The organism is Bacteroides sp. 44_46, assembly GCF_001915465.1.
In the GTDB taxonomy this organism is placed as follows: Bacteria; Bacteroidota; Bacteroidia; order Bacteroidales; family Bacteroidaceae; genus Bacteroides; species Bacteroides clarus.
Map to the genome: position 1 here is coordinate 53,857 of NZ_MNQO01000020.1, position 18,653 is coordinate 72,509.

Genomic DNA, 18,653 nt, shown 5'->3' on the forward strand with positions numbered 1-18,653 from the left:
ATTCCTTTAGAAATTAATACTCAATCCCAATGTATAGGTTCGGGCAAGCGGATAGTTCCGTTTGTCGTCCAATCCCAAAGTGCCGTTCACCGTAGCGCTGTTTATCATCGGCGAAAGCCCCGAATAGCCGGTGATGGTGGCAAGGTTGTTCACCGTAAAGGTCAGACGCAAGTTCTGAACATACCTCTTCGTACCCCGCAACGGAACATTCCAGCCTGCCGTTACATAGTCGAAGTTCACATAATCGCCCCTTTCCAGCCAATAGTCGGTTGCGGTCTGGTCTTTGATATTGACTTGCGGAGCGCCTTTCATCACGTTATAGTCGGGAAAGATACCCATATTCATATACGTAAGTGAAGTGCCGTTGTATATCTTATGCCCGAACGCCCCGTTTATCTGTACCGACAAATCGAAATCCTTGTAGCGGAAACTGATATTGGAGCCTACCGTTGCTTTGGGTACAGCCTGCCCGGCAATGTAGCGGTCTTCGCCGTCTTCCAGACTGATACCGTTTCCGTTCAAATCGGCTACACCGTATTTATATCCGCCGTTTCCGTCCGACACCAGCCCCGTGCTATGAGGAAGATAGAACACGCCGAGCGGTTGCCCCACAATCTGGTAGGCTATATGATTATACCCGCCATGAAAACCTGCGCCGTCCAGGCTGGAGATGCTCTTGTATTCGGCGGCCGCAATGCGTTCGCCATTGTAAACGCCGCTCAACGAAAGCAGTTTGTTCTGTTGGAAAGACACGTTCGCATTAATGCTCAGCTCCATATCTTTCGTTTTCAGGGGAGTAACCCCTACCGCGATTTCTACGCCGCTGTTGCGCATCGAGCCGATATTTGCCACCAGCGTATTATAAGTAAACGGCGGCACGCTGACATTATACATATACAGCATGTCGGTAGTCTTGGAGAGGTAATAATTCACCGAGAACAGCAGCCGGTTGGCAAACAGCGCCAAATCAAAACCGGCATTGAAGTTATGCTTCACTTCCCATTTCAAATCGGGATTCGTATTTCTCAATTCGCTCAAGGACACCACAGGAGCGCTGCCCACAGGTACTACCCCGTTGGGCTGCGCCAGACGCAAGGTCGTGTACGAGTTTATCCCGCTCTGATTACCCGCCAGACCGTAGCCCACACGTACTTTCAGATTATTGACCAGCGGAAACCGCTTCATGAAATCCTCTTCCGTCACATTCCAGGCCGCCGATACCGAAGGGAAAAAGCCCCATTTATGATTGTCGCCAAATTTGGAAGAGGCGTCTGCACGGGCATTCACCGTCAGCACATAGCGGTCGGCATAGGTGTAGTTGGCACGTCCCATGAAAGAAAGCAAACGGGTACGCTCGTAATAAGAGTTCGTCCCTTCCCACGGGCGCAGCGCGCCCGCCTGCAAATTATCAAAGCCGAATAAATCGGAACTGAAATTGGTGACCGTCGTATAGAAACCGGAAAACTTCTCTTCCTGCACTTCCGCCAGCGCCAACGCATCAATGAAGTGACGCTTCAAACGCTTCCGGTAGGTCAGCATGGCATTGCCCACCAACGACTCCGACTTGCGCACGCCTCTATACGCCTGTCCGTGCGCCCATACGACGGTAGGCAGATATTGGGAGTTCTCCACCATATTATACGAGTACGAACCGAACAGCCGCATCTTCAGGTCAGGCGTGAAGTTCAGCAACAGCTTGGCGTGCGTGCTGATACGCGAAACGGACTCTTTATCCTTCACTTCCATCCATGCCAGCGGATTGGTTATCTGGCTGGCGTTCGTCACGCCGTCCCAAGAGCCGTCCCCGTTTTTATGATTGGGAAAGGTCGGGTTAAAGGCAGCCGCCGAATAGAAAGTCTTTTGCTCGTCCACCAGATTGCGGTTGTTCTGCACCGAACCGAACATGCCGACATCGCACCGGATGAAACCGTCGAACAGGCTCTGCGTCATATTCATGTTCGATGTAAAATTCCTCATGTTTTCGTTGACAATCACCCCTTCCCGGCTCATATAGCCCAATGACACACGATAGCTCGACTCATCCCGTCCGCCGTAAAAAGCGATATGATGGTCTTGTTGGAATCCCGTCTGCTGTATCTCTTTCCGGAAGTCGGTATTGTTCCCCTTGTCGATAATGGAAACGCCCGTCTGCTCCGCCACTTTGCGGAATTCATCCGCCGACAGCATTTTCAGGCTCTTATAGACAGATGCCACGCCGAAACTGCCGTTATAGCTTACCCTCGTTTTACCCTTCACTCCTTTCTTGGTCGTTATCTCGATGACGCCGGATGCACCCCGCGAACCGTACTGCGCCGTTTCGGAAGCATCCTTCAGGATAGTGAAGCTCTCTATGTCCGTAGGATAAACGGATGTAAGCATCGAAATATCGCCGAATACGCCGTCGATGATAATCAGCGGGTCGTTGCCGCTGGTCAGCGAGGTAGTGCCGCGCAGGCGTACGGCATCCAAAGCGGCCGTACCGTTGGCAGCGCGCTGTATGGTAAGGCCGGGCACTTTGCCGTAGATGGCTTCCAGCGGATTGGTTATCTGGTCTGCTTTCAGCTGTTTGCCGGTGAAACTCTCCACAAGGGAAGATATATTACGGGTATGCCCCACGGTATATCCTATGGTGAGCAATGAGTCGGGAACGCCGGCCGACACATCCTGCGCCTGCGCGTACGACACCGGCCACGCGGCACATATAAATCCGAGGAAGAAAAGTTTGCGGTATTGTTTCATAGTTCTATCTGTTATAAGATTAACACTCTTAACTTTAATAACAATTAAAATTAAAAAAATCCCTGCCCGATTGCAAGTTTTTCGATACTTTTCAGCAAAAAAGCGTAACTTTGTGCAGACCAAAAACGACAACACTTATGGAATTCCCCCAAGTCGATCTCCCCGTAGACCTGATTGCATGGACGGATGTAACAGAAGATATTCTGAACATATACAAGCAATCATGCCGCCTGAAGGCATGTATCTTCGCATTGTGCACCGAAGGTTCCATTACGGTATCCATCAACCTGATGGACACCGAAATCAAACAAGGCGACTTTGTGACACTCCTTCCCGGCACCATCATCCAGTTTCACGGACAGAAAGAAAAGGTGCGGATAGGTTTTGCCGGGTTCTCCGAGCATTGTCTCAACGGAGTCAACATCATCCAATCCACCATGAGCTCGTACTCCAAGATTATAGAAGCTCCCGTGATACCGCTCAACGAAACCGTCGCCTCTTACTTCAGGGACTACTTCGCATTGCTGGCACGCGTTTCCACCGGACCGTACATGCCCAAAACGCGAATGGCGCAGAACGTGCTGGACACGCTTCTCTACGGTGTCAACGAGTTATACAGCAACCGTCCGGACTCCCAAAACAGGATTAAAAGCCGGAAAGAGGAAATCTGCCGTGAGTTCATACAGCTGGTTATCGAAAACTACACCACCGAACGCCGCGCGCAGTTCTATGCCGAAAAGCTGGGCATATCCCTGCAACACCTCAGCACCACCATCAAACTGGTGACCGGGAAAAACGTGCTGGACATCATTGCGCATGTCGTCATCATCGACATAAAAGCCAAACTGAAATCCACCGACATGACCATTCAGGAAATCGCCTACTCGCTGAACTTCCCCAGCGCCTCGTTCTTCGGCAAGTACTTCAAGAGACACATGGGAATGAGCCCGCTGGAATACAGGAACAGCTGACCTACCCTCTCATCAGCGTTACGCAGGAGAGCACTATGGCTATTGCGGCCAGCATGGGCGTCAACAGTATTCCGTACACCGGATAAAGGATGCCCGCGGCTATCAATACGCCTGCCAGATGATAGATTATCACCCAGAACGAGTTCTGGCGCATCAGCCGGAGCGTATGGCGCGACAGGCCGAACAACTTGGGCAGCGACTGCAAATCGGAAGATTTCATCACTATCATGGCTTCATCCGTCAGCGTATCGTCGGCATAGCCACCCATGGCGATACTGACATCCGCACCCGCCAGCGCCTGCACGTCATTGATGCCGTCGCCCACCATAACGACCGTCTTTCCCTGCAACCGGAGCTCGCGGATAAAAGTTTCCTTGTCGTCCGGCAGGGCATCGGACAGATAGCGGATGATACCCAGCTTCCCCGCTATGGTCGAAGCGGTACGTTCGCCGTCGCCCGTCAGCAGACAAATATCGAGTTCCTGCCCTCTGAGCTCTTTCACCACACCGAGCGCAGTGACTTTCAACTGGTCTTTAACGGCAATTATGGCAAGCAGCTCACCCTCACGACCGAAGTAAACGATGCTGTTTCCCTCGGACTCATACTCCACCAGCATATCGCCCAGCACGTCGGACAGGTAAACCTGATAATCCTTCAACAACTTATGGCTGCCCACCCAATACTCCATACCCTTATAGGCGGCTTTCATCCCTTTTCCTTTCAGAATCTCGCAGCCGTCCAAACGGGCGGGCGTAATCTGCTCTTCCCGCAGGGCGGCGGTGATGGCGGCCGCCAGCGAATTGGACGAGTTCATTTCCGCAGCCAGCAGCACCATCTTAAAATATTCTTCCTGGTACTGCGCCCACAACCAGGCCGTAACGGTGGGATGTCCCTCGGTCAGCGTCCCGGTCTTGTCAAAGACCACCACATCGGCCTTGTTCAGCCGTTCCAAAGCGAGAGAATCCTTTATCCAGATATGCATATCGGCGGCTTTGCCTATCCCGCGCATCAGCGCGACCGGTGTTATCAAGCCTAACGCGCACGGACAAGCGACAATGAAAATGGAAATAACCGAATAGAGCGCATGCGGCACGGCTTCCACACCGCCGAACAATATCCAGATAAAAAACACGGCAACCGCCGTTCCCGTCAGCACGGGAAAGATGATATTGGCTATGCGGTCTTCACCATGCAGTTCTTCGGGCAGGAACCGGAACACTTTACCGGTCAGCCCCACTGCGACAATCAGTACGGTCACTTCGTAATAAACGTGCGGTTGAAGTCCCGCGTCATGCCAGTAGTCCGGAAAGAACGTGTTGAACAAGCTGAAAAGAAAAGCCACGGAAGCGCTGAAAGCAATCAGCGTGTCCATGGTGGCGCGTCCCTCACGGAGCCGCTTCCAGGCATCCGTATAAAAAGATGTTCCCAGAAACAGCAGCGCAAGTGCGGCCAGCGGCAATTGTATCTCGCTGCCATAGGACACATAATTACCGAATATGGAAAGCAGCAACAACGGAACGGCCAGCAGCCACGCGCCGACAGCCTGCATCTTCAGACTGCGGTACTGCCTGTTGCGTTCTTCCATGTTGCATCTTTCCATACTATCGGCATATTCCGCGCAGTGTAATTCCTGCGCGGGACATACCTTCTTCAATATATTGCTCATTCCATTCTATATTTTAGGGGGTTGTTACTCTGAATCCACTAAAGCAACAACCGGAATGAGCCGTTTGTTCAATTACTTCTTATCGCCCTGCTTGCTCTCTTTCACAAACTCGGCTTCGTAATGGAACTTTCTGAAACCCTCTTTCAGTTTTTCAATATCGGTCTTGTCGGCATCGTACGTGATGGTCACCGTTTTGGTCTTCAAGTCCGTATCGAACTTTTTCAGCCCTTTCTCGAAACGGATATTGCTGTTTATCTTTTTCACACAGTTCTCGCACGTCATCTGTGACACTTTGAACACTACGGTACGCAGGTCTTTGGCCACGACTGTCGTTGCGCTCAGCAATACGGCCGCAAGGGCGATGCAAATCTTTCTTGTTTTCATGATGTTTTCTTTTAATTAGTTTTCACTGTTCATATCTCTTTGATTAACCGCTATATCCGTGGAATATTGAAGCGTACGCCTACATACGCCTTTGCCCCATGCATCGGCCCCCACACCATGGTGGCATCGAAATTGCTTCCCCACGGATCGGAAGCGTCGATAATGGGATTCTTCTGCTTGAAGTTGGTAAGGTTTTCCCCGCCGACATAGACAGACCAGTTGCGGAAGTAGCGGGTGACCTGTGCGCTTAGCTGCTCAAAGCCGTTATAGCGGTGTTCCCACGACCACGCGCCGTCTCCCTGTTCGTAAGGGGTCGGCATACGGCCGCCACCGTTCAGCTGCAAGGTCGCGTCGAACTGCCACAAGCCCAGCGGAGTCTGATACGAAGCGGTAAGCAGTCCTTTGTACTTGTCGGTAAGCGGCTTTTCCCGCAACTGCCCGTCGTAGGTGGTCTTGGCATCCGTCCAGCGATAGGCTGCCGTGAGGGTGAATCCCGGGAAGAACGGATAAGTGGCTTCCACCTGGAACACCTGCGAATACGACCGCCCGCCGAGGTTGTAGAACAAAACGGCATGCGGGTCGGTATCCATATCCACCACTACCTGCTTGAGGAAGTCCGTGTAGTAATACTCCGCATTCAGGTTCAGCGTTTTGCCGAACAAGGGGACGTAAAAGGAAGCGCTCGCTCCGTAGTTCCAAGCCTCATCCTGGTCGAGGTTACGGGCGATGTCTATACGGCGGCTGCTTGCCAAGAGGTAATTGTTCTCGGCAAGGACATGATTGGTGCGATACCCTTTTCCGGCGGAAAGGCGGAAGTGCGCGTATTCGTTGGGATTGTACTTTACGTGGAAACGGGGCGTGACAAAGTAACCGTACTCGCTGCTGCGGTCACCGCGAATACCGCCCATAAGGATAAGTTTATCATCCAGATTATAGGTGTACTGCACATACGCTCCCGGAACGGCTTCCTTTACGAACTGCCTCGTAAGAGGTTGCTCCGCATCGTTCGTCAGCCGATAATGCTGATTGTAGGAATCGTAGTTGAAACTCAGTCCCGCAGACAGGCTGTGACGCTTGCCGAGTTCCGTCTCGAACAAAAGGGACGCGTAAGCGTTGTGCTGGTCTACATCGTACAGCTTACGTCCGTACACGGCATCCTGCTTGTGCAGAGAGCCGGAAAGGATGAGCGCCAGATTGGTATTCTTCTCCTTATCGAAGATGTAAGCGTTTTTGGTGAACGCCTCGTAACGGTCGGTTCCGATGGATATTTTGTAGGGGTCGGCCGAATGGCTGCCGCCATGGCTCACCTGCCCGCTGTTGCGGTCTTCGGACAAGGCTTTGATGCCTGCCTGGAAAACGTAACGGTCGCCCATATACGCCCAGCGGTTCCATACGTTGTACTGCTTCACTTGCGGAATATCGGCAAAGCCGTCATCGTTGCTGTCGTGGGCTTTGGTTTCGTTTTCGTAATGCGCCAGCAAAGAGGTGCTCCAACGCTTGGAGAGTTTCACCGTGGCGTCCGCATTGGCTTCGTAACGGTTGGTGGTGCTGCCGAAAAGATTGACGGAGAGCCAGTCGGCTTCGGGCAATTGCGGCTTCTTGAACTCCACATTGATTTGCCCGGTGATGGCCTCGTAACCGTTTTTGACGGATGCGCTGCCCTTGCTCACCTGTATGCTTTGCATCCACGGGCCGGGCACATAGCCCAGCCCGTACGGAGCGGCCACTCCCCGAAAGTTGGGAATGTTTTCCGTCATCATCTGTACGTAAGTGCCGGACAATCCCAACAGCTTGATTTGCTTGGCGCCCGTAGCGGCATCGGAATAGGTCACGTCCACCGAAGGGTTGGTTACGAAACTCTCTCCGAGGTTGCAACAGGCGGCGCGGGTCAGTTCGGCGCTGCTTATCATATCCTCATTCATCACGCTGCCCCGCAGTTTCATGGTTCCGAGCTTACGGCTGACAACATTGACTTCGCTCAGTTCCACCCCTTCGCGAAGAACTATGTCGAGCGTTTCATCACGTCCGTTCACATGTATCGTATCGTTCTCGAAACCGATGAAGCTGACTACCAGCATGTGCTTACCGGCAGGCTTTGCGAGGGAGAAGCTCCCGTCGGCAGAGGTGGTGGCGCCCTGTGTCGTTCCCATCCAGAAAAGGTTGGCTCCGGCAACCGGTTCACCGAGATTATCTTTTACCGTTCCCTTTACCTGCGCCCGCAAAGTGATAAAGGGGAAGAACAGCAACATTAACCATATATATTTCATATCTGATTCTTTCTTATTTTGAAATGTGACAATAAAACAAATAAACGGTTATCCGGTATGGCGCCCGTAAATGATAATAAAGGCGTCATTGCGGATAATCATAGCAATTATTCGCCTCACGGGATGGAAATATCCGTCTTACGAAATGAAAATACCAACCCCGTGAGGTGAAACGATTCGTTCCGCGGGATGAAACTGTTTGTTCCATGGGATGAAACGTATCGTTCCCCGGCAGGGAACAACATGTTTCACGGTGAGGAACAGACCGTTCCCCGGCAGGAAACAAACGCCGTCCCGCAAGGATGTCTCTCTAAATAAGCAGTGTGGAATAAAGCGCCAGATAATGCCTGGAACCGCAATATCTCGGCGGTGAATAGACTTGTGTTCCGGTCACCGGCAGTTCCACCGGCAACAGGCAACCGAACTGCGGCAACTGCTCGCAGTACAGCGTGCATACGGGTACTGTCGAAGACGCTTCCTGCACATGCTTCACCACATCCACTTTGTAGTGAACGGTGGTACAGCCCGTATCTTTACAGGTTTCCTGCGACGCGTAGTGCGCCTTCTCACATTCCGAACAACCGGACGTGCAGCAACGTTGCTCCATCCGGCATCCCGAACAGCAATAATGGATAATGGAAACTCCCGCCCCACTTATGATAATAAGTGAGGACATCAATATGGCGAATATGTAACGGAGCCTCTTCATAGACGGCGGCAAAGATAGAAAGTTTTAACCGTTCGCAGGAATTAATTTTTCCTTTTTTATGTGTGGAGTTCGTTAATAAGTTCTATATTTGTCGATAAAGATTCCCGAATGAAATGTTGATTTATAAACGAAACTCGATATGAAAAAGCAAACTGTCAGCCTACTTGTCCTTCTGCTTGCGGCAAGCGGCTTTTTCTTTTCTTGCGGTAACATCATGAACAAAAACGCCGGAGCGCTGGAGTTCGACAGCATACAAGTGAACGAAACCGCCCACCTCTTCGGTGATACCGCCAAACCGGCATGCAACCTCATCATCAACCTTACATACGCTTCCCGGTCGGCCGACGAGAAGATGAAGGACAGTCTGAACACCTATTTCCTTTCCGCCTGCTTCGGCGAGAAGTACATGGGCATGACTCCCGAAGAAGCCGTAAAGAAGTACACCGAAAAGTACGTCGGCGACTACCGCAAAGACCTGGAACCGATGTACAGGAAAGACGAACAGGACAAGGAGAACGCCGAAGACATGGGAGCATGGTACTCCTATTATAAAGGTATCGAAAGCCACGTGCAACTGTACACCGGGCATCTGCTCGTCTACCGTATAGACTACAACGAATATACCGGCGGCGCACACGGCATCTACATGTCCACTTTCCTCAACCTCGACCTGCGCACCCTGGCTCCCATCCGCCTGGACGACTTGTTTGTGAACGACTACAAGGAACAGCTCACCGACCTCTTGTGGAACCAGCTCATGGCCGACAATAAGGTAGCCACCCGTCAGGAACTGGAAGATATGGGATACGTCACTACCGGCGACCTGACGCCGACCGAGAACTTCTATCTGAGCAAGGACGGCATCACGTTCTATTATAATGTATACGACATCGCCCCCTATGTAATGGGACCTGTAAAAATAACATTGCCGTACGAAATGATGCAGCACCTGCTGAGCGACGAAACAATGGCGCTGAACGACCTGCGCAACCCATAACTTATAACTCATAACTCATAACCCAACAATGGAACTCATCCTGAAGTACTTTCCGGACCTGACAGAAGAACAGAAAAGGCAATTCGCCGCGCTCTACGACCTCTATACGGACTGGAACTCTAAAATAAACGTCATTTCACGTAAAGATATCGGAAACCTCTACGAACACCACGTTCTCCACTCCCTGGGCATAGCCAAAGTAATCCGCTTCGCCCCGGGTACGAAAATCATGGACTTGGGCACAGGGGGCGGATTCCCGGGAATTCCGCTGGCCATACTTTTCCCCGAAGTGCAGTTCCACCTGGTGGACAGCATCGGCAAGAAAGTACGCGTAGCCACCGAAGTAGCGGGCAGCATCGGACTGAAAAACGTAACCACCCGTCATGCACGCGCCGAAGAAGAAAAGCAACTGTTCGACTTCGTGGTGAGCCGTGCCGTAATGCCCCTTACCGATTTATTGAAAATCATCCGCAAGAATATCTCCCCCAAACAGCAGAACGCACTGCCCAACGGACTTATCTGCCTGAAAGGCGGCGAACTGGAGAAAGAGGCGATGCCCGTCAGAAACAAGACTACGATGTGGGACTTGAAGGAGTTCTTCGGGGAAGAGTTCTTCGAAACAAAGAAAGCGGTGTACGTAACAGTCTGAAGAAAGAATCTATTACAGTAAATATAGTATCATGAAGATAAAGAGATTTGAATTTAATATGTTCCCGGAGAACTGCTATGTACTGTGGGACGAAACCAACGAAGCCGTAGTCATCGACCCCGGTTGCTTCTACGAAGAGGAGAAACAGGCTTTAAAGAACTTTATCATACACAACGAGCTGAATGTAAAGCACCTGCTGAACACGCACCTGCACCTGGACCACATCTTCGGAAACCCTTTCATGCTGAAAGAGTTCGGACTGAAGGCGGAAGCCAACCAAGCCGACGAGTTCTGGATTGACGAAGCGCCCAAGCAGAGCCGTATGTTCGGTTTCCAGTTGCAGGAACCGCCCGTACCGTTGGGTACTTACCTGCACGACGGCGACATCATCACCTTCGGCAATACGGAACTGGAAGCCATCCATGTGCCGGGACACTCGCCGGGCAGTCTGGTGTACTATTGCGCGGCAGACCATTGCATGTTCTCCGGCGATGTACTGTTTCAAGGCAGCATCGGCCGTGCCGACCTCGCCGGCGGCAACTTCGACGAACTGATAGAACATATCTGCAGCCGCCTGTTCATACTCCCCAATGAAACGATTGTCTATCCGGGGCACGGAGCGCCTACGACCATCGGCATAGAAAAGGCGGAGAACCCGTTCTTTAGATAGGTAATAACTTTAAATAATATAGTACGTATGAAAAACGACCTGTTGGCTGACCGCCACATCGGCATCAGCAAGAAGGATGAAGAACAGATGCTCCGCAAAATCGGCGTGGCAAGTCTGGACGAACTGATTGATAAAACCATTCCTGCCGATATCCGTCTGAAAGAACCGCTGGCTTTGCCCGAAGCCATGACCGAATATGAGTTCGGACGGCACATAGCGGAACTGGCAGCTAAGAATAAGCTATACGCTACCTATATCGGCATGGGTTGGTACAACACCATCACGCCTGCCGTAATCCAGCGCAACGTATTCGAGAATCCCGTTTGGTACACCTCCTATACGCCTTATCAGACGGAAGTGTCGCAGGGACGGCTGGAAGCCCTGCTGAATTTCCAAACCGCCGTTTGCGACCTTACCGGCATGCCTCTTGCCAACTGTTCCCTGCTGGATGAAGCAACCGCCGCCGCGGAAGCCGTTACGATGATGTACGCGCTGCGTCCGCGCGATATGCAGAAGGCGGGAGCCAACGTCGTGTTTGTGGACGAAAACGTATTCCCGCAAACACTGGCTGTCATCACCACCCGCGCCATCCCGCAGGGCATCGAGATACGGACGGGTAAATACAATGAACTGGAACCGGCTCCGGACATCTTCGCCTGCATATTGCAGTACCCGGACGCCAACGGAAATATAGAAGACTACCGCGCTTTTGTGGAGAAAGCGCATGCCGCAGGCTGTAAGGTGGCTGTGGCCGCCGATATACTGAGCCTCGCTCTGCTCACCCCGCCGGGAGAATGGGGAGCGGACATCGTATTCGGAACCACCCAACGACTGGGCACGCCGATGTTCTACGGCGGCCCGTCGGCCGCTTACTTCGCCACACGCGACGAGTACAAGCGCAATATGCCGGGACGTATCATCGGCTGGTCTAAAGACAAATACGGAAAGCCGTGTTACCGCATGGCGCTGCAAACCCGCGAGCAACACATCAAACGCGAGAAAGCGACTTCCAACATCTGTACCGCACAGGCGCTGCTGGCCACAATGGCCGGTTTCTATGCCGTATATCACGGACCGGAAGGCATCCGCACCATTGCAGAGCGCATTCACAACATCGCCGCATATCTGGAACAGGAAATCGATAAATTAGGATACAGGCAAGTGAACGCCCGGTACTTCGACACGCTCCGCTTCGCATTGCCCGACAATGTATCGGCGCAGCAAGTGCGCACCGTCGCCCTGAGCAAGGAAGTGAACCTGCGCTACTTCAAGAACGGCGATGTAGGTATGAGCATCGACGAAACGACAGACCTGGCCGCCGTCAACGTGCTTCTTTCCATTTTCGGCATCGCAGCCGGAAAAGACTATACCAAAGCCGCCGACATCCCCGAAAGCCGTACCATTCCGGAAGCTTTCCGGCGCCAGAGCGCTTACCTGACGCACGAGGTATTCAACAAATACCATACGGAAACGGAAATGATGCGTTACATCAAGCGACTGGACCGCAAGGATATCTCATTGGCGCACTCCATGATTTCCCTCGGCTCATGTACCATGAAGCTGAATGCCGCCGCCGAAATGCTGCCGCTCAGCCGTCCGGAATTCATGGGTATGCACCCGCTCGTTCCCGAAGACCAGGCAGAGGGCTACCGCGAACTGATACACAATCTCAGCGAAGAACTGAAAGTGATAACCGGATTTGCCGGAGTGAGCCTGCAACCCAATTCCGGCGCCGCCGGAGAGTATGCGGGACTTCGCGTAATCCGCGCCTATCTGGAAAGCATCGGACAAGGGCACCGCAACAAGGTGCTGATACCCGCATCGGCTCACGGCACCAATCCCGCTTCGGCTGTTCAGGCAGGTTTCACCACGGTCACCTGCGCCTGCGACGAACAAGGGAATGTCGACATGGCCGACCTGCGTGCCAAAGCCGAAGAGAACAAGGCCGACCTCGCCGCGCTAATGATTACCTATCCGTCCACCCATGGCATCTTTGAAACGGAAATCGTGGAAATCTGCAAGATTATCCATGCCTGCGGCGCACAGGTTTATATGGACGGCGCCAACATGAATGCCCAAGTAGGTTTGACCAACCCCGGATTTATCGGCGCCGATGTCTGCCACCTGAACTTGCACAAGACATTCGCCTCTCCCCATGGCGGTGGCGGACCGGGCGTAGGTCCTATCTGCGTAGCCGGACATCTGGTTCCGTTCCTGCCGGGTCACGAACTGTTCGGCAATACCGCCAACCAAGTATCGGGAGCTCCCTTCGGCAGTGCGGGAATCCTGCCTATCACCTACGGCTATATCCGCATGATGGGTACGGAAGGGCTGACACGCGCCACCAAGACTGCCATTCTGAACGCCAATTATCTGGCTGCCTGCTTCAAAGACACCTACGGTATCGTCTATCGCGGAGCAACGGGTTTCGTAGGACACGAAATGATATTGGAATGCCGCAAGGTACACGAGGAAACGGGCATCAGCGAAAACGATATAGCCAAACGCCTTATGGACTACGGCTATCACGCGCCTACCCTCTCCTTCCCCGTTCACGGCACACTGATGATAGAGCCGACGGAGAGCGAAAGCCTTGCCGAACTGGATAACTTTATACATGTGATGCTCACTATCTGGCAGGAAATTCAGGAAGTGAAGAACGGCGAAGCGGACAAGACGGACAACGTGCTGATAAATGCTCCGCATCCCGAATATGAAGTGGTGGCCGACGCATGGGAACACAGTTATACCCGGCAGAAAGCCGCCTATCCGATAGAAAGCGTTCGCGACAACAAGTTTTGGGTGAACGTGGCGCGGGTAGACAATACGTTGGGCGACCGCAAATTGTTGCCAACATGCTACGGATGCTTTGAATAGAATATCGGGAGAGGGTGTCGAAACACACCCTCTCTTCTTTTATACCGTAAATAAGTGTATGAGTACAATGCGCAAGAGAAAAAGAAACGGCCTTTTTTACAGTAAAGGCGAAGAAACCGTCAACAGCCTATCCCACGGCATAGGCATCTCGATGGCAGTTATTATCGGGGGATTCTTCCTGATAAAATGCTATCGGGCACAAGACCCGTGGGCGATACTCGGTATGTGGCTCTACCTGTTCGGTATGGGCGGTTCCTATTTGTCTTCCACCCTTTACCACTCCTTGAAGCACCATAATCCGTGGAAACGGCGGTTGCGCCATTGGGATCACGCGGCTATCTACTGGCATATCGCCGGAAGTTTCTCTCCCATTACACTGATCGCCTTACGCGATGAGGGGCTCTGGGGCTGGGGATTGTTCTGTTTTGTCTGGCTATGCGCCGTTGCAGGCACTATCATCAGCTTCCGCAAGATGGAAGAACACAGCTATGTGGAAACGGTGTGCTACATCCTTATGGGGCTGTCCGTGCTGGTGGTGTTCAAACAACTCTTTGCCGTCGCGCCCGCTTCCTGCTATTGGATTATCGCCGAAGGAGTATGCTATATAGGCGGTGCGGCGTTGTATTCCATACGCAACGTGCGCTATATGCACTCGGCGTTTCATTTCTTCGTATTGGCGGGGTCTGCCTGCCACCTCGTCGCCGTGTGGTACATTCTGGCGGAGATATAAAAGTGTACTCTCCGCCTGTACCGCACCGTCAGCGGATTACAGTAACCGTGCCTTCCGCCAGTTTCTTATCTTTCACGGGAGCGTCCGCAGGGGCATAGCCCAAAGCGGCACAGCCGTACACACGATGATTCTCGGGAATACCGAGTTGGGTAAGGAAAGCGCGCACATCGGGATCGTCACAGGTCTGTCCCAGTTGGTTAATCCAGCAAGAGCCGATGCCTAAAGACTTGGCGGCAAGGAAGATATTCTGCAAGGCGCACGCGCAGTCCATAGACGCCCACCAGCAGGTCGGTTCGTTGGATACGATAATCAAGGCGGGAGCATGATAATAGCAGCAGTAAGTCCGGCTGTGTCCGCGTTCCTGCAGACGGGCATCGTCACTCTTGGCAAAAGCGCCCTTTATCTTCTCATTCAGTTCGGTCAGTACGGCGGCATCCTGAATGGCGGTAAAATGCCAGGTCTGGAAATTCATACCGCTGGGAGCATACGTCGCCGCTTCCAGTATAAGGTTCAAATCTTCAGCGGAAACCTGTTGTTCCGTATAAGCGCGCACGCTGCGGCGCGACTTAATGTTTTCCAATACTTCGTTCAACATTGTACGTTCGTTTTTAGGATTCTATGACCGGGTCAGCGTTTCAGCAACCCTATCTTTACATTCAGCTTAAAGTAATACACACCGTTCTCCCGTTCCAGGAAGCCGTATTTGTCTTTATCCACCGAGCCTTTTTCAAAACGGGTGTTCCGGTAGAGAAAGTCGGCAAACGTCTGTCTGTCGGACTTGTGATAACAAAGCACTTCACCGTCTCCGTTGATCAGCAACAACCCTTCCACGGCAGAGTCCGTACCGTTGTAAATCTTTGCCGGACGCATGCCCAGCGCAAGCGCCAGCAAGAACTGTTTCATCTTGAACTCGTAGAAGCAGTGTTTGTTTATCAGTTCGTCCTTTATCTTCAGGGGATTCATTTCCTTGATGCGTTCCGTCAGCTCGGCAACACGGGTGATACCGTCCAAGTGCATGATACGCACCATTTCGGCAAGCATACGGGGAAAGTGCAGGTCTATCATCAGCAGGTTGCAACGGAACACGCGGTCGGCAACGTCGGAATACTTCAATACACCGCCCAGACGCTCAATCATCAGCATGCGTTCGGCAACTTCCGCAGGCGATTCGGGCAAGGCGTTCACCTTGTTCACAGTGGGCACGGCAAACTTCACGCCGCTCTGCTCCAGCTTCAGGTTGGCTGTGCGCCCGCCGTCCAGCAAAGGATTCATGCGGCTGAGACGGCAGCGGACGGTAAATCCCGTCAGCGGAGCGTCCGCGCTCCAAAAAGCTACGGAGAAATCTGTACGGTCATCGGTCTTGGACTCCAGGTCGTAGATGTTCACAGCATCCAGAAAGGCTTCCAATCCTTCGGAGACTTCTACTTCCTCGCCTTGCTCATTTCTCAACAGATGGAGTATGATTTCCGCCGCGTCGCCAAAGTCCGCACGGGGAAACGAAAGCTCCTCTTTCTCTGCCGACGCTGTGAATGTGCCGTCCTTTTCCACCGTACCGCTGACAATGCGTACATCCTCTTCCCCGATATAATAGCGGCGTGTGCCGTCATGTTCCTCTCTCTGTATCAGCGCCACAGGCCAACATTTTTTATCCTCTCTCTGGGCGTTCGGAGTACCCGGAAAGACTTTTCCGTCCGCCAGCAGACGGAAGAATGTATAGAGCTCGCCCAATTCGCGCTTAGTTGCTTCAAATGCCATATCAACTCGATTTTGATTAAATAAGTGTGCAAAGATAAGTAAATCCATACAAAAGATATGGAATTAACAAACTATTTCCATGCGGAGACGTTCTACCAAGTACGTAAAACATAAAGACCGAGAACATGGAAAAAGAAGAAAATACAGTAACGATTACAGCTACACCCAACGGGCCTTTCATCGTAGAAGGCAATTTTAAACTGGTAGACAGGGAAGGAAAGGCGGAAATGCAGGAAGGCCGGATAGCCCTCTGCCGCTGCGGACGCTCCTGCAAACAACCTTTTTGCGACGGCACGCACCGCAAAATCCATTACAACGATTTATCCGTAAAGAGGATTGAAAGAGTTGTCTGAAAAGAAACCGGAGACTTTACTCCTCCTCAAAACGTAGAGTCTCCACTTTCTCCAGACGCGCCCTCAACCTGGGCATCATCGACTGGCGGATGCGAAGCGTCATACGGCAGTCCATATCATACGACTGTTCCGATAGCTCCGGTTCTTCTTCCTTCACGATGCGCATTACATCATTCATAAAAGGATACTCGAAGAGAACGGTCACCGTTTCGTCCACAGTCTTTTCAATAACGGTAGCGGCGGCAATAGCCTCGGCGGCGGCAGCCTTATAAGCCACTATCAGTCCGCTCGTACCCAGCTTTATACCACCGAAATAGCGGACTACGACAATCAGAATATCCGTCAGTTCGTTCGAATTTATTTGCCCCAGGATAGGTTTTCCCGCCGTACCGGACGGCTCTCCGTTGTCATTGGCGCGAAAATCCTTGCGCTCGTGCCCCAGCATATAGGCATAACACACATGGCGGGCATCGTAGTATTTCTTCTGATAAGTTTCCAGATGCGCCTTTACTTCTTCAACCGTACGTACCGGCAAGGCGATAGCGATGAACTTGCTGCGCTTCTCGGTGTAAATTCCTTCGGACGGGGTGGCAATGGTTTTATACGTATCTTCACTCATGCCGCAAAGATACTATACTTTTCGCTATCCGCCTTTTGATAGCTATCAAAAAACTTTATCTTTGCAGAAGAAAGAAGTTATCTTCCCACGAAAAAAGGGTATCCTCTTATGAAACCATATTATCCCCCGATGAAAAAAGCGGTTCTTGCCATAGACTCCTTCAAAGGCTGCCTTACATCCGCGGAAGCCGAAGCGGCGGCTGCCGAAGGCGTACACGCCGCACTGCCGGAATGTGAAGTTATCCGTATCCCCGTAGCCGACGGCGGCGAAGGCATGCTGGACGTCCTGATTGCCGCCACTCACGGAAAGAGTATCAGCGTGCAGGCTCACGGTCCTTTAATGGAACTTCGCGAAGCCCGCTACGGCATTTCCGGTGACGGGCAGACGGCTTTCATCGAGATGGCAGCCATTAGCGGACTTCCACTCGTCGCCCCGGAGAAGCGTAACACGATGCAGACAACAACTTTCGGAACGGGCGAACTGATACGGGACGCATTGCAACGCGGATGCAGGCATTTCATCATCGGTCTGGGCGGAAGCGCCACGAACGACGCCGGATTGGGCATGCTCCGGGCATTAGGTTTCCGTTTCCCGGATAAAACGGGGAATGTTTCAAGCTATGGCGGACAGATGATGGGTAAGGTCGATAGCATAGACACCTCGTCCGTTCATCCCCTGCTCTCAGGATGTACCTTTACCGCCGCCTGCGATGTACGCAACCCATTCTACGGGACAGACGGAGCGGCATACGTATTCGCCCCGCAGAAAGGAGCCGACGCGGCTATGATAGAGGCATTGGATGCAGGTATGCGACATTTGGCCGCGGTCATCTTCCGAACCACCGGTAAGGATATATCTTCCTGTCCCGGAGCAGGAGCAGCCGGCGGAATGGGCGGAAGTTTGTCGGCATTCCTCAATGCCGAACTGAAACCGGGCATACAGCTTTTGCTGGAAATGCAGAATTTTGCAGAACAGATAAAAGACGCCGACTTGATTATCACCGGAGAAGGGAAATCGGACAGACAAACCGTCATGGGGAAAGTTCCGTACGGCATACTGACGGAAGCAAGAAAACAGCATATTCCCGTCGTGTTGATAGCGGGCGGCATAGAAGATACGGATATTCTTACCCGTGCCGGATTTCACGGGATATTCTCCATCACTCCAAGTCCCGTCGCTTTGGAACAAGCCATGCAACCGGAATTCGCGCGCATGAATATCCGCCGTACCGTAGAGCAGATATGCAGGATTATCCGCTAACCGCCCG

At 52.3% G+C, this 18,653-nt stretch carries 16 protein-coding genes; 8 read left to right on the forward strand and 8 right to left on the reverse strand.

Going from position 1 to position 18,653, the window contains the following annotated elements:
• Nucleotides 1-6: 6 nt before the first annotated feature.
• Complete coding sequence (locus BHV73_RS12725) at nt 7-2,739, reverse strand: SusC/RagA family TonB-linked outer membrane protein (protein ID WP_281960497.1); 2,733 nt, start codon at nt 2,737-2,739, stop codon at nt 7-9.
• 137 nt (nt 2,740-2,876) lie between these two features.
• Between BHV73_RS12725 and BHV73_RS12730 the strand changes: the two genes are divergently transcribed.
• The gene (locus tag BHV73_RS12730; protein WP_009121175.1) at nt 2,877-3,710 is read left to right on the forward strand and encodes a helix-turn-helix domain-containing protein; all 834 of its coding nucleotides are present in this window, start codon (nt 2,877-2,879) and stop codon (nt 3,708-3,710) included.
• A 1-nt stretch (nt 3,711) separates the two neighbouring features.
• Here the strand turns inward: BHV73_RS12730 and BHV73_RS12735 are convergent, their stop codons facing one another.
• The 4 genes from BHV73_RS12735 to BHV73_RS12750 form a co-directional block, all read right to left on the reverse strand.
• Nucleotides 3,712-5,376: an HAD-IC family P-type ATPase gene (locus BHV73_RS12735; protein ID WP_087411850.1), complete on the reverse strand. Its 1,665-nt coding sequence runs from the start codon at nt 5,374-5,376 to the stop codon at nt 3,712-3,714.
• Nucleotides 5,377-5,448: 72 nt separating this feature from the next.
• Nucleotides 5,449-5,760, reverse strand: coding sequence for a heavy-metal-associated domain-containing protein (locus BHV73_RS12740; protein WP_009121177.1), 312 nt, complete (start codon nt 5,758-5,760; stop codon nt 5,449-5,451).
• 50 nt (nt 5,761-5,810) lie between these two features.
• Nucleotides 5,811-8,027: a TonB-dependent receptor gene (locus BHV73_RS12745; protein WP_286738485.1), complete on the reverse strand. Its 2,217-nt coding sequence runs from the start codon at nt 8,025-8,027 to the stop codon at nt 5,811-5,813.
• A gap of 310 nt (nt 8,028-8,337) precedes the next feature.
• A complete protein-coding gene (locus tag BHV73_RS12750) occupies nt 8,338-8,703 on the reverse strand; it encodes a hypothetical protein (RefSeq protein WP_255379868.1) in 366 nt (121 codons plus the stop codon).
• A gap of 172 nt (nt 8,704-8,875) precedes the next feature.
• Here BHV73_RS12750 and BHV73_RS12755 point away from each other — a divergent pair, with 172 nt between their 5' ends.
• From BHV73_RS12755 to trhA, 5 genes are read left to right on the forward strand one after another with little or no spacing between them, the layout of a single operon-like run.
• Nucleotides 8,876-9,733 (forward strand): DUF3298 and DUF4163 domain-containing protein, encoded by an 858-nt coding sequence (locus BHV73_RS12755; RefSeq protein WP_195621104.1) that lies wholly within the window; start codon nt 8,876-8,878, stop codon nt 9,731-9,733.
• 28 nt (nt 9,734-9,761) lie between these two features.
• The gene (gene rsmG / locus BHV73_RS12760) at nt 9,762-10,382 is read left to right on the forward strand and encodes a 16S rRNA (guanine(527)-N(7))-methyltransferase RsmG (protein ID WP_087411846.1); all 621 of its coding nucleotides are present in this window, start codon (nt 9,762-9,764) and stop codon (nt 10,380-10,382) included.
• A gap of 31 nt (nt 10,383-10,413) precedes the next feature.
• Nucleotides 10,414-11,052, forward strand: coding sequence for an MBL fold metallo-hydrolase (locus BHV73_RS12765; RefSeq protein ID WP_009121182.1), 639 nt, complete (start codon nt 10,414-10,416; stop codon nt 11,050-11,052).
• Between the two features lie 27 nt (nt 11,053-11,079).
• The gene (gene gcvP, locus BHV73_RS12770) at nt 11,080-13,929 is read left to right on the forward strand and encodes an aminomethyl-transferring glycine dehydrogenase (RefSeq protein ID WP_281960494.1); all 2,850 of its coding nucleotides are present in this window, start codon (nt 11,080-11,082) and stop codon (nt 13,927-13,929) included.
• Between the two features lie 58 nt (nt 13,930-13,987).
• Nucleotides 13,988-14,659, forward strand: a complete 672-nt coding sequence (trhA, locus tag BHV73_RS12775) for a PAQR family membrane homeostasis protein TrhA (RefSeq protein WP_087411844.1) — start codon at nt 13,988-13,990, stop codon at nt 14,657-14,659.
• Between the two features lie 28 nt (nt 14,660-14,687).
• On the opposite strand, the gene BHV73_RS12780 is transcribed toward trhA, so the two are convergent.
• Both BHV73_RS12780 and BHV73_RS12785 read right to left on the reverse strand, forming a co-directional pair.
• Nucleotides 14,688-15,254 carry a nitroreductase family protein gene (locus tag BHV73_RS12780; protein ID WP_087411843.1) on the reverse strand — a complete coding sequence of 189 codons (567 nt, stop codon included), beginning with the start codon at nt 15,252-15,254 and terminating at the stop codon, nt 14,688-14,690.
• Between the two features lie 32 nt (nt 15,255-15,286).
• On the reverse strand, nt 15,287-16,414 hold the full coding sequence (locus BHV73_RS12785; RefSeq protein ID WP_087411842.1) for an HpaII family restriction endonuclease: 1,128 nt from the start codon (nt 16,412-16,414) through the stop codon (nt 15,287-15,289).
• A 125-nt stretch (nt 16,415-16,539) separates the two neighbouring features.
• Between BHV73_RS12785 and BHV73_RS12790 the strand changes: the two genes are divergently transcribed.
• Nucleotides 16,540-16,767, forward strand: coding sequence for a CDGSH iron-sulfur domain-containing protein (locus BHV73_RS12790; RefSeq protein ID WP_009121187.1), 228 nt, complete (start codon nt 16,540-16,542; stop codon nt 16,765-16,767).
• 16 nt (nt 16,768-16,783) lie between these two features.
• Here the strand turns inward: BHV73_RS12790 and BHV73_RS12795 are convergent, their stop codons facing one another.
• The gene (locus tag BHV73_RS12795) at nt 16,784-17,386 is read right to left on the reverse strand and encodes an IMPACT family protein (RefSeq protein ID WP_009121188.1); all 603 of its coding nucleotides are present in this window, start codon (nt 17,384-17,386) and stop codon (nt 16,784-16,786) included.
• A gap of 129 nt (nt 17,387-17,515) precedes the next feature.
• Between BHV73_RS12795 and BHV73_RS12800 the strand changes: the two genes are divergently transcribed.
• Nucleotides 17,516-18,646: a glycerate kinase family protein gene (locus BHV73_RS12800; protein ID WP_286738701.1), complete on the forward strand. Its 1,131-nt coding sequence runs from the start codon at nt 17,516-17,518 to the stop codon at nt 18,644-18,646.
• Nucleotides 18,647-18,653: the final 7 nt, after the last annotated feature.

Coding starts and splice junctions, on each gene's coding strand:
- BHV73_RS12725 (WP_281960497.1), bottom strand. CDS start 2,739: ATGAAACAATACCGCAAACTTTTCTTCCTCGGATTTATATGTGCCGCG.
- BHV73_RS12730 (WP_009121175.1), top strand. CDS start 2,877: ATGGAATTCCCCCAAGTCGATCTCCCCGTAGACCTGATTGCATGGACG.
- BHV73_RS12735 (WP_087411850.1), bottom strand. CDS start 5,376: ATGAGCAATATATTGAAGAAGGTATGTCCCGCGCAGGAATTACACTGC.
- BHV73_RS12740 (WP_009121177.1), bottom strand. CDS start 5,760: ATGAAAACAAGAAAGATTTGCATCGCCCTTGCGGCCGTATTGCTGAGC.
- BHV73_RS12745 (WP_286738485.1), bottom strand. CDS start 8,027: ATGAAATATATATGGTTAATGTTGCTGTTCTTCCCCTTTATCACTTTG.
- BHV73_RS12750 (WP_255379868.1), bottom strand. CDS start 8,703: ATGTCCTCACTTATTATCATAAGTGGGGCGGGAGTTTCCATTATCCAT.
- BHV73_RS12755 (WP_195621104.1), top strand. CDS start 8,876: ATGAAAAAGCAAACTGTCAGCCTACTTGTCCTTCTGCTTGCGGCAAGC.
- rsmG (WP_087411846.1), top strand. CDS start 9,762: ATGGAACTCATCCTGAAGTACTTTCCGGACCTGACAGAAGAACAGAAA.
- BHV73_RS12765 (WP_009121182.1), top strand. CDS start 10,414: ATGAAGATAAAGAGATTTGAATTTAATATGTTCCCGGAGAACTGCTAT.
- gcvP (WP_281960494.1), top strand. CDS start 11,080: ATGAAAAACGACCTGTTGGCTGACCGCCACATCGGCATCAGCAAGAAG.
- trhA (WP_087411844.1), top strand. CDS start 13,988: ATGAGTACAATGCGCAAGAGAAAAAGAAACGGCCTTTTTTACAGTAAA.
- BHV73_RS12780 (WP_087411843.1), bottom strand. CDS start 15,254: ATGTTGAACGAAGTATTGGAAAACATTAAGTCGCGCCGCAGCGTGCGC.
- BHV73_RS12785 (WP_087411842.1), bottom strand. CDS start 16,414: ATGGCATTTGAAGCAACTAAGCGCGAATTGGGCGAGCTCTATACATTC.
- BHV73_RS12790 (WP_009121187.1), top strand. CDS start 16,540: ATGGAAAAAGAAGAAAATACAGTAACGATTACAGCTACACCCAACGGG.
- BHV73_RS12795 (WP_009121188.1), bottom strand. CDS start 17,386: ATGAGTGAAGATACGTATAAAACCATTGCCACCCCGTCCGAAGGAATT.
- BHV73_RS12800 (WP_286738701.1), top strand. CDS start 17,516: ATGAAAAAAGCGGTTCTTGCCATAGACTCCTTCAAAGGCTGCCTTACA.